The sequence below is a fragment of the Aeromicrobium flavum genome (assembly GCF_007992115.1).
GTDB lineage: Bacteria > Actinomycetota > Actinomycetes > Propionibacteriales > Nocardioidaceae > Aeromicrobium > Aeromicrobium flavum.
Genome location: NZ_BJZQ01000017.1, coordinates 60898 through 75282 on the forward strand (window position 1 = coordinate 60898; position 14385 = coordinate 75282).

General features: G+C 70.6%; 10 protein-coding genes. 5 read left to right on the forward strand and 5 right to left on the reverse strand.

The genetic code is table 11. The features are described 5' to 3' along the window. Nucleotides 1–13: 13 nt before the first annotated feature. From AFL01nite_RS13480 to miaB, 3 genes are all read right to left on the reverse strand, one after another. The gene (locus AFL01nite_RS13480; RefSeq protein ID WP_146828222.1) at nucleotides 14–1480 is read right to left on the reverse strand and encodes a glutamate synthase subunit beta; all 1467 of its coding nucleotides are present in this window, start codon (nucleotides 1478–1480) and stop codon (nucleotides 14–16) included. Then, nucleotides 1473–6011: a glutamate synthase large subunit gene (gene gltB / locus AFL01nite_RS13485; protein ID WP_146828224.1), complete on the reverse strand. Its 4539-nt coding sequence runs from the start codon at nucleotides 6009–6011 to the stop codon at nucleotides 1473–1475. Before gltB ends, AFL01nite_RS13480 begins: the two co-directional genes overlap by 8 nt. Before the next feature lie 155 nt (nucleotides 6012–6166). Next, the gene (miaB, locus tag AFL01nite_RS13490) at nucleotides 6167–7651 is read right to left on the reverse strand and encodes a tRNA (N6-isopentenyl adenosine(37)-C2)-methylthiotransferase MiaB (RefSeq protein WP_222593540.1); all 1485 of its coding nucleotides are present in this window, start codon (nucleotides 7649–7651) and stop codon (nucleotides 6167–6169) included. Between the two features lie 145 nt (nucleotides 7652–7796). Here miaB and AFL01nite_RS13495 point away from each other — a divergent pair, with 145 nt between their 5' ends. From AFL01nite_RS13495 to AFL01nite_RS13515, 5 genes are all read left to right on the forward strand, one after another. Further along, nucleotides 7797–8525: an amino acid ABC transporter ATP-binding protein gene (locus AFL01nite_RS13495; protein WP_146828246.1), complete on the forward strand. Its 729-nt coding sequence runs from the start codon at nucleotides 7797–7799 to the stop codon at nucleotides 8523–8525. A gap of 61 nt (nucleotides 8526–8586) precedes the next feature. Then, nucleotides 8587–9477 (forward strand): glutamate ABC transporter substrate-binding protein, encoded by an 891-nt coding sequence (locus AFL01nite_RS13500; RefSeq protein WP_146828228.1) that lies wholly within the window; start codon nucleotides 8587–8589, stop codon nucleotides 9475–9477. A 38-nt stretch (nucleotides 9478–9515) separates the two neighbouring features. Beyond that, nucleotides 9516–10172, forward strand: a complete 657-nt coding sequence (locus tag AFL01nite_RS13505; protein ID WP_146828230.1) for an amino acid ABC transporter permease — start codon at nucleotides 9516–9518, stop codon at nucleotides 10170–10172. Continuing rightward, a complete protein-coding gene (locus tag AFL01nite_RS13510; protein ID WP_146828232.1) occupies nucleotides 10169–11005 on the forward strand; it encodes an amino acid ABC transporter permease in 837 nt (278 codons plus the stop codon). The genes AFL01nite_RS13505 and AFL01nite_RS13510 overlap by 4 nt, the downstream gene beginning before the upstream one ends. A gap of 42 nt (nucleotides 11006–11047) precedes the next feature. Next, complete coding sequence (locus AFL01nite_RS13515) at nucleotides 11048–12547, forward strand: amidohydrolase (protein ID WP_146828234.1); 1500 nt, start codon at nucleotides 11048–11050, stop codon at nucleotides 12545–12547. Between the two features lie 7 nt (nucleotides 12548–12554). Here AFL01nite_RS13515 and AFL01nite_RS13520 read toward each other — a convergent pair whose 3' ends face one another. Beyond that, entirely contained in the window at nucleotides 12555–13013 is a 459-nt protein-coding gene (locus AFL01nite_RS13520; protein WP_246119722.1) for a hotdog fold domain-containing protein, read from the reverse strand. A gap of 20 nt (nucleotides 13014–13033) precedes the next feature. Beyond that, a partial coding sequence (locus AFL01nite_RS13525; protein ID WP_146828236.1) for an ABC-F family ATP-binding cassette domain-containing protein occupies nucleotides 13034–14385 on the reverse strand: 1352 nt, incomplete at its 5' end.

Sequence of the window (14385 nt, forward strand, 5' to 3'; positions counted from 1 at the left end):
CGGCCCGGTCGGGTCACACCGTCAGCGGTCGGGCGGTGGGCGGGATCGGCGTGGGAAGCGTGGTCGAACCGGTCAACCAGGCGTCCACGCCGGCGGCCGCGCCACGACCCTCGGCGATCGCCCAGACGATCAGCGACTGGCCACGACCGGCGTCACCGGCGACGAAGACGCCCTCGACGCTGGACATGTAGTCGAGGTCGCGCTTGATGTTGCCGCGCTCGTCCAGCTCGACGCCGAGCTGCTCGACGACTCCCCCGGCCTCGGGGCCGGTGAAGCCCATCGCGAACAGCACCAGCTGGGCCGGGATCACCTTCTCGGTGTCCGGCACCTCCTGGAAGCGACCGTCGACCAGCTCGACCTCGGTGATCCGCAGGCCGCTGACGTGGCCGTTCTCGTCGCCCACGAACTCCTTCGTGTTGACGGCGTACACGCGGTCGCCGCCCTCCTCGTGGGCCGAGGCGACGCGGTAGATCATCGGGTACGTCGGCCACGGGTGGGCGTCGGCCCGCTCCTCGCTGGGCCGCGGCATGATCTCCAGGCTCGTCACCGACGTGGCACCCTGGCGGATCGACGTGCCGAGGCAGTCCGCACCGGTGTCGCCGCCGCCGATGATGACGACGTCCTTGCCGGTGGCGAGGATCTGGTCCTCGACCGTCTCGCCGACCGCCACGCGGTTGGCCTGGGGCAGGAACTCCATCGCCTGGTGGATGCCGGCGAGCTCGCGGCCCGGCGCGGGCAGGTCACGGCGCACGGTCGAGCCGATCGCCAGGACCACCGCGTCGTAGCGCTCCCGCAACTGCTGGCCGGTGATGGCCTCGCCCACCGCGACGCCGGTGCGGAACACCGTGCCCTCGCGCTGCATCTGGTTGATGCGGCGGTCGACGTGCGACTTCTCCATCTTGAACTCGGGGATGCCGTAGCGCAGCAGTCCCCCGGCCTTGTCGTCGCGCTCGTAGACCGCGACGGTGTGCCCGGCGCGCGTCAGCTGCTGCGCCACCGCGAGTCCGGCCGGACCGGAGCCCACGACAGCCACCGTCTTGCCGGTCAGCCACTCGGGCGTCTCGGGCTTGACGTTGTGCATGTCCCAGGCCTTGTCGATGATCGAGACCTCGACGTTCTTGATCGTGACCGGGTCGCGGTTGATGCCCACGACGCAGGCCGTCTCGCACGGCGCCGGGCACAGCCGCCCGGTGAACTCGGGGAAGTTGTTCGTCGCGTGGAGGCGGTCGATCGCGTCCTCCCAGTCGTCGCGCCAGACCAGGTCGTTCCACTCGGGGATCAGGTTGCCCAGCGGGCAGCCTTGGTGGCAGAACGGGATGCCGCAGTCCATGCAGCGGCCCGCCTGCTCCGAGATGATCGGCAGCAGGGCCCGCCCGGCACCGCCGGGGTAGACCTCGTTCCAGTCCTTGACGCGCTCCTCGACGGGGCGTCGCTCGGCCACCTTGCGGGGCGTGGTCATGAAACCTCGGGGATCAGCCACGAGCGGCCACCTCCATCATCCGTGCAGTCGTCTCGTCCTCGGAGAGTCCCTCGGACTCCGCGGACGCCTTGGCTTCCAGGACCCGCCGGTAGTTGACCGGCATGATCTCGGTGATGCGGGCCAGGCTGGCCGGCCAGTTGCGGAGCAGCTGCTCGGCGACCGCCGAGCCCGTCTCCTCCAGGTGGCGGCGCACGATGGCCTCCAGCTCGACGCCGGTGGCCTCGGGGACGGGTCGCAGCTCGACCATCTCCGGGTTGACCACGTCGGGGTCGAGGTCGAGCACGTACGCCGAGCCACCGCTCATGCCCGCGGCGACGTTGCGTCCCGTCGGGCCGAGGATGACCACGCGGCCGCCGGTCATGTACTCGAGCGCGTGGTCGCCCACGCCCTCGACGACCGCCGTGGCGCCGGAGTTGCGGACGCAGAAGCGCTCGCCCACCTTGCCGCGCAGGTAGATCTCGCCGCCGGTGGCACCGAAGCCGATGACGTTGCCGGCGACGATCTGGGCCTCGGCGGCGAACTGCGACTCCCGCGGCGGGCGCACGACGATGCGTCCGCCCGACAGGCCCTTGCCGACGTAGTCGTTGCCGTCGCCCTCGAGTCGCAGCGTGATGCCGCGGGGCACGAAGGCGCCGAACGACTGGCCGGCCGACCCCAGGAACGTGATGTCGATGGTGTCGTCGGGCAGGCCCTCGCCGCGGTACCGCTTGGTGACCTCGTGACCGAGCATCGTGCCGACGGTGCGGTTGACGTTGCGGATCTCGAGCTGGGCGCGGACCGGCTCGGCCTTCTCCAGCGCGTCGCCGGCCAGGGCGATGAGCTCCACGTCGAGGGCACGGTCGAGGCCGTGCTCCTGCTGGGTGGTGCACCGCAGCGAGGCGCCCTCCGGCAGCTCGGGCACGAAGAGGACCCGCGTGAGGTCGAGCGAGCCGGCCTTCCAGTGGTCGACCGCCTCGCGCGTGTCGAGGACCTCGGCGTGGCCGACGGCCTCGTCGATGGTGCGGAACCCCAGCTCGGCCAGGATCTCGCGCACCTCCTGGGCGATGAACTCGAAGAAGTTCACGACGTACTCGGCCTTGCCGGAGTACTTCTCGCGCAACGAGCGGTTCTGCGTCGCGACGCCCACCGGGCAGGTGTCGAGGTGGCAGACCCGCATCATGATGCAGCCCGACACCACCAGCGGCGCGGTGGCGAAGCCGAACTCCTCACCGCCCAGCAGGGCGGCGATCACGACGTCGCGACCGGTCTTGAGCTGGCCGTCGACCTGCACGACGATGCGGTCGCGCAGCCCGTTGAGCAGCAGCGTCTGCTGGGTCTCGGCCAGGCCGAGCTCCCAGGGTCCGCCGGCGTGCTTGAGGCTCGTCAGCGGCGACGCGCCCGTGCCGCCGTCGTGGCCGGAGATCAGCACGACGTCGGCCTTGGCCTTCGAGACGCCGGCCGCCACCGTGCCCACGCCGACCTCGGACACGAGCTTGACGTGCACGCGCGCCGACGGGTTGGCGTTCTTCAGGTCGTGGATCAACTGCTTGAGATCCTCGATCGAGTAGATGTCGTGGTGCGGCGGCGGGCTGATCAGGCCGACACCCGGCGTGGAGTGCCGCGTCTTCGCGACCCACGGGTAGACCTTCGGGCCGGGCAGCTGGCCGCCCTCGCCGGGCTTGGCGCCCTGGGCCATCTTGATCTGGATGTCGTCCGCGTTCGTCAGGTATTCGCTCGTGACGCCGAAGCGGCCCGACGCTACCTGCTTGATCGCCGACCGGCGCTCGGGGTCGTAGAGGCGCTCGGGGTCCTCACCGCCCTCGCCGGTGTTGGACTTGCCGCCGAGGCGGTTCATCGCGATCGCGAGGGTCTCGTGCGCCTCCTGGCTGATCGAGCCGTACGACATGGCGCCGGTCGAGAAGCGCTTGACGATCTCCGAGACCGGCTCGACCTCGTCGATCGGCACCGGCTGGCGGTCGGAGCGGAACTTCATCAGCCCGCGCAGGGTCATCAGCCGGCTCGACTGGTCGTCGATCCGCTGCGTGTACTGCTTGAAGATGTCGTACCGGCCCGTGCGCGTGGAGTGCTGCAGGCGGAAGACCGTGTCCGGGTCGAACAGGTGCTCCGGGCCGAAGCGGCGCCACTGGTACTCGCCGCCGACCTCGAGCTGGCGACGCGGGCCGGCGATGCCCTTGGTGGGGTACGCCTTGAGGTGCCGCGCGTGGACCTCCTCGGCGATGACGTCGAGGCCGACGCCGCCGAGCTTGCTGGAGGTGCCGGTGAAGTAGCGGTCGACGACCTCGTGGGACAGGCCGATGCACTCGAAGATCTGCGCGCCGGTGTACGACGAGACCGTCGAGACGCCGATCTTGCTCATGACCTTGAGCACGCCCTTGCCGAGGCCGTACGCCACGTTGCGGGCGGCCTTGGTGGGGTCGACGCCCTCGACGTAGACGCCCTCGCGGGCGAGGTCCTCGGCGGTCTCGAGCGCGAGGTACGGGTTGACGGCGGTCGCGCCGAAGCCGATCAGCAGGGCGACGTGGTGCACCTCGCGGACATCGCCGGCCTCGATCAGCAGGCCGGCCTGCGTGCGCAGCCGCTCGCGCACCATGTGGTGGTGCACGGCGCCCGTCAGCAGCAGCGACGGGATGGGAGCCAGGTCGACGTTGGAGTGACGGTCCGACAGCACGATGATGCGCGCGCCGCGGTTGACGATCGCGTCCGACACCTCGGCGCAGATCTCGTCGAGCCGCTGCGCGAGCGCCTCTCCCCCGCCCAGCACGTCGTACAGGCCGCGGACGACGTGCACGCTGAAGCCGGGCATGTCGCCGTCACGGTTCATGTGGCGGATCTTGGCCAGCTCGTCGCTGTCGATCACGGGGAACGGCAGCTGCAGCATCCGGCACGAGGCCGGTGAGGGGTCGAGCAGGTTGCGCTCGGGGCCGATCGTGCCGGCGAGCGACGTGACGACCTCCTCGCGGATGGCGTCCAGCGGCGGGTTCGTCACCTGGGCGAACAGCTGGCTGAAGTAGTCGAACAGCAGGCGCGGCCGGTCGGACAGCGCCGCGATCGGCGTGTCGGTGCCCATCGAGCCGATCGTCTCGGCGCCGGTGCGCGCGATCGGGGCGACCAGCTTGCGCACCTCCTCCTCGGTGTAGCCGAAGACCTGCTGACGGCGCGCGACGGACGCGTGGTTGTGGACGATGTGCTCGAGGTCGGGCAGGTCCTCGAACCGGACCAGGCCGGAGTACAGCCACTCCTCGTAGGGGTGCTCGTTCGCGAGCGAGGACTTGATCTCGTGGTCCTCGACGACGCGGTGCTCGGCCAGGTCGAGCAGGAACATCCGGCCCGGCTCGACGCGGCCCTTGCGGGTGATCGTCTTGGGGTCGATGTCGAGCACGCCGGCCTCGGACGCCAGCACGACGAGGCCGTCCTCGGTGATGACGTACCGGCCGGGGCGCAGGCCGTTGCGGTCCAGGACCGCGCCGATCTGGGTGCCGTCGGTGAAGCACACGGCGGCGGGGCCGTCCCAGGCCTCCATGACCGTCGAGTGGAACTCGTAGAACGCGCGGCGCGCGGGATCCATCTCGGCGTTGTTCTCCCACGCCTCGGGGATCATCATCATGACCGCGTGCGGCAGCGAGCGACCGCCCAGGTGCAGCAGCTCGAGCACCTCGTCCAGGGACGCGGTGTCGGAGCCGTCGGGGCTGCAGATCGGGTACAGGCGCGAGAGGTCGCCGGGGATCAGGTCGCTCTCGAGCAGGGCCTCGCGGGCGCGCATCCAGTTGCGGTTGCCGCGCGCGGTGTTGATCTCGCCGTTGTGCGCCACGTACCGGAAGGGGTGGGCCAGCGGCCAGCTCGGGAACGTGTTGGTCGAGAAGCGGCTGTGCACGATGGCCAGCGCCGACTCCATGCGCTCGTCGAGCAGGTCGGGGAAGAACACCTCGAGCTGCCCGGTCGTGAGCATGCCCTTGTAGACGAGGGTGCGCGCCGACAGCGACGGGAAGTAGACGCCCGCCTCGTGGTGCGAGCGCTTGTTGACCGCGAAGGTCAGCCGGTCCAGGGAGATGCCGGCGACGTCGCGGCCCGGGGTGGTGACGAAGAACAGCTCGAACGCGGGCATCGCGGCGTAGGCCATCGACCCGAGGATGTCCGGGACGACCGGGACCTCGCGCCAGCCGAGGACCTCGAGGCCCTCCTCCGCGGCGATCGCCTCGACCTGGGCCTTGGCCTCGTCGGTGCGGTCGCGCGGCAGGAACGCCATGCCGGCCGCGTAGTGGCCGGCCTCGGGCAGCTCGACCGGCGCGACGCCGCGCAGGAAGCGGTCGGGGACCTGCATGAGGATGCCGGCACCGTCACCGGTGTTCGGCTCACCGCCGACCGCACCGCGGTGGTCGAGGTTGCGCAGCGCGGTGAGGCCCTGCTGGACGATCTCGTGCGAGGCGACGCCCGTGAGCGTGGCGACGAACGCGACACCGCAGTTGTCGTGCTCGTTGGCGGGGTCGTAGAGGCCTTGCGCCTGGGGCGCGGCCGAGAAGAGCGGACGATCCATGTAAGAACCTGTCGTCGATGCCAAGGGGATGTGCACTGGGCGAGGACGACATTGGCCTCATCAGCGAATTCAGGTTACCTCAAGATTTCGCGGACTCCAGCGGGGCCACCCCGGCGTTCGTGTGATCCGCGTCGTGAGGGCCTGCCTCGCGCTGGTCAGGCCGGGGCGCAGGCGGGGGCCGGGGGCAGCGGCGCGGGCACGCCGATCGCCGGCATGCCGAGGCCGACCGAGCCGGGGGTCACCGTGGTGCGGCCCTGGCGGGTCTCCCACGCGTCGCCGGCGCGGGTGCGGCGCACCTCGAGGGGCGCGCCGTCGGCGACGAGGTGGTGCGGCGACGCCTTGGTCACCCGCGTGACGACGAGGTCGCCGGGGCGCACCTCGTGGTCGCCGGGCACGAAGTGCACGAGCCGGTTGTCGCGGGCGCGGCCGCTCATCCGGTGGGTCTCGGCGTCCTTGCGCCCGCCGGCATGCGCCTGGTCGGCGACGAGGAGCTCGACGACCTGGCCCTCGATGCGCTGGTTCTCGGACCACGAGATCTCCGAGACCAGCGCCGCGAGCCGCTCGTAGCGCTCCTGCACGACGGCCTTCGGCAGCTGGTCGGGCAGGTCGGCCGCCGGCGTGCCGGGACGCTGGGAGTACTGGAAGGTGAACGCGCTGGAGAACCGCGCCTGGCGCACGACGTCCATCGTCTCGAGGAAGTCCTCCTCGGTCTCGCCCGGGAAGCCGACGATGATGTCGGTCGTGATCGACGCCTCCGGCATCGCGGCGCGGACGCGGTCGATGATCCCCAGGAACCGGTCGCGCCGGTAGGAGCGGCGCATCGCCTTGAGGATGCGGTTGGAGCCGGACTGCAACGGCATGTGCAGTTGCGGCATGACGTTGGGCGTCTCGGCCATCGCGGCGATGACGTCGTCGGAGAAGGCGGCCGGGTGCGGCGACGTGAAGCGCACGCGCTCGAGGCCCTCGATCTGGCCGCAGGCGCGCAGCAGCTTCGAGAACGCCTCGCGGTCGCCGAACTCCACGCCGTAGCTGTTGACGTTCTGGCCCAGCAGCGTGATCTCGACGACGCCCTCGGCCACCAGCGCCTCGATCTCGGCCAGGATGTCGCCCGGCCGGCGGTCGCGCTCCTTGCCGCGCAGCGCGGGGACGATGCAGAAGGTGCAGGTGTTGTTGCAGCCGACACTGATCGAGACCCAGGCGGCGAAGACGGAGTCGCGCTTGGTCGGCAGGGTCGACGGGAAGACCTCGAGGGACTCGAGGATCTCGACCTGCGACTCCTCGGCGATGCGAGCGCGCTCCAGCAGCACCGGCAGCGAGCCGATGTTGTGGGTGCCGAAGACGACGTCCACCCACGGCGCACGCTTCGTGATCGTGTCCTTGTCCTTCTGGGCGAGGCAGCCGCCGACCGCGACCTGCATGCCCGGGTTCTTCGCCTTGATGCTCGCGACGTGCCCGAGGTTGCCGTAGAGCTTGTTGTCGGCGTTCTCGCGCACCGCGCACGTGTTGAACACGACGAGGTCCGGCGTCTGGTCCGAGGCGGCCGCCTCGTACCCGGCCGTCTCCAGCAGGCCCGACAGCCGCTCGCTGTCGTGGACGTTCATCTGGCAGCCGTACGTGCGCACTTCATAGGTCTTCGTCATGACCGTCCCATCGTACGAGGCGACCTGCCCCCGGGTTGCGTTCCGGTTGCGATCTGGTTGCGGTCGCCGCCGCGCCGGGCCCAACGGTTGCATCGGTGGGGGCCCTACGGTTGGGTAAGGCGACATGGGAGTCACCGCCACACCGATGGTCCACATGAGCGGCGTCCAGAAGTGGTTCGGCGATCTGCACGTCCTGCAGGACATCGAGTTCGACGTCGCCGCCGGTGAGGTCGTGGTCGTCATCGGGCCCTCGGGTTCGGGCAAGTCGACCCTCTGCCGCGCCATCAACCGCCTCGAGCCGATCAACGAGGGCGAGATCGCCATCGACGGCGTCCCGCTGCCCGAGGAGGGCAAGGCGCTCGCGAAGCTCCGTGCCGAGGTCGGCATGGTGTTCCAGTCGTTCAACCTCTTCAGCCACAAGACGGTCCTCGAGAACGTCACGCTCGGACCGATCAAGGTGCTGGGCAAGTCGAAGGCCGACGCCGACAAGCGCGCGATCGAGCTGCTCGAGCGCGTCGGCGTCGCCAGCCAGGCGGGCAAGCTCCCGGCCCAGCTCTCCGGCGGCCAGCAGCAGCGCGTCGCGATCGCCCGCGCCCTGGCCATGGATCCGAAGGTCATGCTCTTCGACGAGCCGACCTCCGCGCTCGACCCCGAGATGATCAAGGAGGTGCTGGACACCATGGTCGACCTGGCCAAGTTCGGCATGACCATGGTCGTCGTCACCCACGAGATGGGCTTCGCGCGCACCGCGGCCGACCGGGTCGTGTTCATGGCCGACGGGCGCATCGTCGAGCAGAACACTCCCGACGAGTTCTTCACCAACCCGCAGAGCGATCGCGCCCAGGACTTCCTCGGCAAGATCCTCAAGCACTGACGACTCGCTCTCCGCACCACCTGGTTTTGCACACATCATGAATCCCGAAGGGGGACCACACATGAAGGCACGTAGAACACGGTTCGTGGCCGTGGTGGCCGCCGGCCTGCTGGCGCTGAGCGCCTGTGGAGATGCCGGCAACGACAGCGACGACGGCGCCGACGGCCCGGACGTCGAGGTCGAGAAGCAGGACTTCGAGGCCGGCACCCGCATGGCCGAGCTCCAGAAGGCCGGCAAGGTCAAGATCGGCGTCAAGTACGACCAGCCCGGCGTCGGCTTCAAGTCCGCCACCGACGACGACCCGTCCGGCTTCGATCCCGAGATCGGCGAGATCCTCGCCGCCAAGCTCGGCATCGACGACGACGACATCGAGTGGGTCGAGTCCGTCTCGGCCAACCGCGAGCCCTTCCTGCAGAACGGCACGGTCGACTTCGTCATCGCGTCGTACTCGATCACCGACGACCGTCGCAAGGTCGTCGGCCAGGCCGGCCCGTACTACGTCACCGGCCAGAGCCTGCTGGTCGCCAAGGACGACGACTCGATCAGCGGACCGGAGGACCTCAAGGGCAAGAAGGTCTGCTCGGTCACCGGGTCCACCTCGATCAAGACCGTCGAAGAGGAGTTCGGCGCCACGCCGGCCGGCTTCGACACCTACTCCGAGTGCGTGCAGCAACTCAAGAACGGCTCGGTCGACGCCGTCACCACCGACGCGGCGATCCTGCTCGGCTACGCCGCCGAGGACCCCGACAAGCTCAAGGTCGTCGGCGAGCCCTTCTCGGAGGAGCGCTACGGCATCGGCTACGGCAAGGACTACCCCGAGCTGTGCGAGTTCGTCAACGAGACGCTGACCAGCGCCTTCGAGGACGGCACGTGGAAGGAAGCCTTCGACGCCACCCTGGGCAAGGGCGGCGCCGAGGCCGGCGACCCGCCGGCCCTGGACGAGTGCGCCTGAGCATTCCGTGACGATCGACCGACGACGAGGGCGGTGAGATGGACTTCTCCTTCCTGCAGGACAGCTACGAGCTGCTCCTGAAGGGCTTCTGGGTCACGCTGCGGGTCTTCCTGGCCAGCGGTCTCATCGCTCTCGTCGTCGGCACGCTCGTCGCCGTGGCCCGGGTCAGCCCGGTCCCGGCGATGCGCGTGGTGGGCACCGCCTACGTGACGCTCTTCCGCAACACTCCCCTGCTGCTCCTGCTGTTCATCACCTACTACGGCCTGCCCGCGATGGGGATCGACTTCGGGTTCTTCTGGAACGTCTCGCTGGCGGCGGGCCTCTACACCGCGGCGTTCGTGTGCGAGGCGCTGCGCTCGGGCATCAACGGCGTGCCGCTGGGCCAGGCCGAGGCGGCCCGCGCCGTCGGCATGCCGTTCACCATGACCATGACGCAGGTGATCCTGCCGCAGGCGTTCCGGCTCGTCGTCCCGCCGATCGCGAGCGTCTTCATCGCGCTCGCCAAGAACACCTCGCTGGTCGCGGCGCTCGGCCTGGCCGACGTCGCATTCCGGCTGCAGGGCCTGCTGCGTGACTACCCCAACTCGCGCACCGCGGCCTTCCTCACGATCGCCGCCATGTACATCGTCATCGTGGCCGCGATCTCGCTGGTCGCGTCCTGGGCGGAACGCCGCTGGAAGGTGGAGAGCCGATGAGCGCCGTCCTGTTCGACGTTCCCGGTCCGCGGGCGCGACGTCGTCACCGCATCCTGTCGATCCTGACGATCGTCGGCGTCATCGCCGTCCTCGGCCTGATCGGCTGGCGCTTCGCCTCGACCGGCCAGTTCGCGTACGAGCTGTGGGAGGTCTTCCTCACCCCGGCCTACGTCGAGTTCATCGCCGAGGGCCTGTTCTACACGATCCTCGCAGCGGTGATGGCCATCGCCGGCGCGCTCGTCGTCGGCATGGCGTTCGGCGTCGGCAAGCTCTCCGACCACGCCTGGATCCGCTGGCCGTCCTGGCTCTTCGTGGAGTTCTTCCGCGCCGTGCCGCTGTACATCCTCATCACGTACCTCTGGGCGCTCTACAAGTTCCAGATCGAGCTGCTCGCTCCCCTGGTGATCGGCCTGATCCTCTACAACGGCTCCGTGCTGGCCGAGACCGTCCGCGCCGGAATCAACGCGGTGCCCAAGGGCCAGGTCGAGGCGGCGTACGCCCTCGGCATGCGCAAGGGCGCCGTCATGCGCATCGTGCAGCTGCCGCAGGCGATCAAGATCATGACACCGTCGATCATCAGCCAGTGCATCGTCGCCCTGAAGGACACCTCGCTGGGCTACATCATCGTGGCGCCGGGTCTCACCTACGCCGGCCGCCAGATCTGGCGCGAGTTCGAGAACCACCTCCAGGTGGCGCTCGTGCTCGGCGTGATCTACATCCTGCTCAACTCGCTCCTCGAGCTGCTGGGCCGATTCGCCCAGCGTCGCCTCACGGAGTCGCGCTCGGTGCCGAACGACGTGGTCACCGACCAGTTGGCCCTGGCCCGGCGCTGACCCGGGGGCGCCCTCGTGGCGCGCCCGGGTCACAATGACGCCGTGAGTTCCCTGCTGCTTCGCCACGTGCGGCTGGTGCCGATCCGCACGGCCGCACCGACCGAGCCCGTGTCGGTGCGCATCGTCGACGGGACGATCGTCGCCGTCGCCCCGGAGATCTCCCCCGAGCGCGGCGACGAGGTCGTCGAGGCCGACGGACGCTGGGCCGCCCCGGGACTGTGGGACCAGCACGTGCACCTGACGCAATGGGCCCAGACGCGCACGCGCCTGGACGTCTCGGGCACCACGGACCCCACCCAGGTCACCGCGCTCGTCGGCGAGCAGCTGCGCACCCACCCCGACGACGACTGGGTGTTCGGGTACGGCTTCCGACTCACCGAGTGGGAGCGACCGCCCACCGTGGCCGAGCTCGACGCGGTGTCCGGCGGTCGACCCGTCGTCCTCACCAGCGGCGACGCCCACACCGGCTGGCTGAACACCGCCGCCCTCGCAGCCCTCGGCGCCGAGCCCACGGACGGGCCCGTCACCGAGGCGCCGTGGTTCACCCTCATGACCCAGGTCGTCGAGCTCACCTCGACGCAGGACGGCGGCTCCGGCATCGACGAGGCGATCGCCGAGGCCGCCGGGCGCGGCGTCGTCGGGCTCGTGGACTTCGAGTTCGCCGAGCCGCTGCGCACCTGGCCCGAGCGCGTCGCGCGCGGCATCGACGCGGTCGCCGTGCGGCGCGCCGTCTACCCCGACTACCTCGACGAGGTCATCGCCGCCGGGTTGCGCACTGGCGACCCCCTGACACCCGACGGCCTGGTCACCATGGGTCCGCTGAAGATCATCTCGGACGGCTCGCTGAACACCCGCACGGCGTTCTGCCACGAGCCCTACGCCGGCAGCTCGGACCGAGGCGTCCAGAACCACGACCGTGCGGCCCTCGCCGCACTACTGGAGCGGGCCACCGCACACGGGCTCGCCGCGGCGGTCCACGCGATCGGCGACGCCGCCGTGCACGAGGCGCTGGCCGCATTCGCCGGGTCCGGCGCCACCGGGAGCATCGAGCACGCCCAGTTGATGGCACCGGCGGACATCGCGACGATGGCCGCGCTGGGTGTCACGGCGAGCGTCCAGCCGGCGCACCTGCTCGACGACCGCGACGTGGCGGCCCGGCTGTGGCCCGACCGCGAGCAGGACTGCTTCCCGCTGCGCTCCCTGCTCGACGCGGGCGTCACCGTGACGTTCGGCTCGGATGCGCCGGTCTCCGCCCTCGACCCCTGGACCGCGATGGCCGCGGCGGTGCATCGCTCCGACGACGCACGGGAGCCGTGGAACCCGGCGCAGGCCATGACGCCTGCCGAGGCGCTGGCCGCGAGCGTCGACGGCCGGGACACCCTCTCCCCCGGCCGGCGTGCGGACCTCGTCCTGCTCGACCGTGATCCCCTGCCGGCCACCGACGACTCGTCAGTGGCCGCCGCGCGACTGCGCGAGGTGGGCGCGGAAGCGACGCTCCGGGCCGGACGCTTCACTCACGCGCGCAGCGGCCTCCGCGGCTGACCCACCCTCACTTCCGGGGCGTCACCCAGAGGTGGATCGTGCCCTCCACCGTCACCGTGCCGTCCGCGCGGGTGGCCCTGACCGCGACGGCGACGTCAGGTCCCTGCGACCAGGACTCCTCGTCGGTGTCGGCGGTGCACACCAGGTCGGAGTCGGACTTGGCGAGGTACTTCACGTCCATGCCCTTGGGCAGCCACCGGTGCCCCGGCGGGCAGGTCGCCTCGGCCAGCAGGCCCATGGCCGCCTCCAGCCCGTTGCACGCGGCGATCGCGTGCACGGTGCCGATGTGGTTCTGGTTGGAACGCCGCAGCGGCACCACGACCTCGCCGTGGTGGGGCCGCATGTCGACGACGCGCAGGTGGGCGCTGCCGAAGTAGGGCGCGGCGCGGGTGAACAGCGCACCGAAGATCGTGCGGCCCTTCGGCAGCGCCGAGAGCTTGCGGTACATCGCATAGGTGGAGGGCACGCCCCGATGTTACTCGCGAGTCACTTCGCCGTCCACACGCGGCCGTCCGCCACCTTCCACCGCTGGTCGAGCGCGACGTTGTCGAGCAGGCGGCGGTCGTGCGACACCAGCAACAGGGCGCCGTCGTACGCGGCCAGGGCCTGCTCGAGCTGTTCGATCGCCGGCAGGTCGAGGTGGTTGGTGGGCTCGTCGAGGACGAGGACGTTCACGGCCCTCGCCTGGAGCAGGGCCATCGCCGCACGCGTGCGCTCGCCCGGGGAGAGGCGCTCGACGAGGCTGGCGACCTGCTCGGCCTTGAGCCCGAACTTCGCCAGCAGCGTCCGCACGTCGGCCGGCGACAGGTCGGGCAGCGCGACCTCCATGGCGTCGCCGAGGGTCTTCTCGTCCGGCAGCACCGATCGCGCCTGGTCGATCTCGCCCAAGGACAGCGAGGCACCCTGGGCCGCGCGGCCGGTGTCGGGCTCGAGTCGCCCGAGCAGCAACCGCAGCAGCGTGGTCTTGCCGGCGCCGTTCGGGCCCGTGATGCCGATCCGGTCGCCGGCGTTGACCTGGACCGAGACCGGCCCGAGGACGAAGTCGCCACGCACCACGGTCGCCGCATCGAGGGTCGCCACGACAGTGCTGGAGCGAGGCGCAGCACCGATCTCGAAGCGCAGCTCCCACTCCTTCCGAGGCTCCTCGACCTCGTCGAGGCGCGCGATGCGCGACTCCATCTGGCGCACCTTCTGGGCCTGCTTCTCCGAGGACTCGCTCTGGGCCCGGCGCCGGATCTTGTCGTTGTCGGGACTCTTCTTCATCGCGTTGCGCACGCCCTGCGAGCTCCACTCCCGCTGGGTGCGGGCCCGGGCGACGAGGTCTGCCTTCGTGCCGGCGAACTGCTCGTAGGCCTCGCGGGCGTGCCGCCGGACGACGGCCCGCTCCTCGAGGAACGCCTCGTACCCGCCGTCGTAGACCCGCACCTGCTGCTGGACGAGGTCGAGCTCCACGACCCGGGTGACACACCGGGCCAGGAACTCGCGATCGTGGGACACCAGGACGATGCCGGCGCGCGTGCCGCCGACCAGGGTCTCCAGGCGCTCGAGTCCGTCGAGGTCGAGGTCGTTGGTGGGCTCGTCCAGCAGGACGACGTCGAACCGGCTCAGCAGCAGGGCCGCGAGTCCGACACGCGCCGCCTGCCCTCCTGACAGCGAGGTCATCAGCGCGTCGGGACCCACGCCGAGGCGCAGGTCGCCGAGAACGGCCGGGACGCGGTCCTCCAGGTCGGGGGCGCCGGAGGCGAGCCAGTGCTCGAGGGCGACGGCGTACGCGTCGTCGCTGCCCGGCGAGCCCGAGCCGAGATCGGCGGCAGTGGCCTCCATCGCCCCCGTGGCGG

Bases quoted from the DNA above. Each gene is read 5' to 3' on its own strand.
- AFL01nite_RS13495 (WP_146828246.1), top strand. From the start codon at position 7,797: ATGGTCCACATGAGCGGCGTCCAGAAGTGGTTCGGCGATCTGCACGTC.
- AFL01nite_RS13500 (WP_146828228.1), top strand. From the start codon at position 8,587: ATGAAGGCACGTAGAACACGGTTCGTGGCCGTGGTGGCCGCCGGCCTG.
- AFL01nite_RS13505 (WP_146828230.1), top strand. From the start codon at position 9,516: ATGGACTTCTCCTTCCTGCAGGACAGCTACGAGCTGCTCCTGAAGGGC.
- AFL01nite_RS13510 (WP_146828232.1), top strand. From the start codon at position 10,169: ATGAGCGCCGTCCTGTTCGACGTTCCCGGTCCGCGGGCGCGACGTCGT.
- gltB (WP_146828224.1), bottom strand. From the start codon at position 6,011: ATGGATCGTCCGCTCTTCTCGGCCGCGCCCCAGGCGCAAGGCCTCTAC.
- miaB (WP_222593540.1), bottom strand. From the start codon at position 7,651: ATGACGAAGACCTATGAAGTGCGCACGTACGGCTGCCAGATGAACGTC.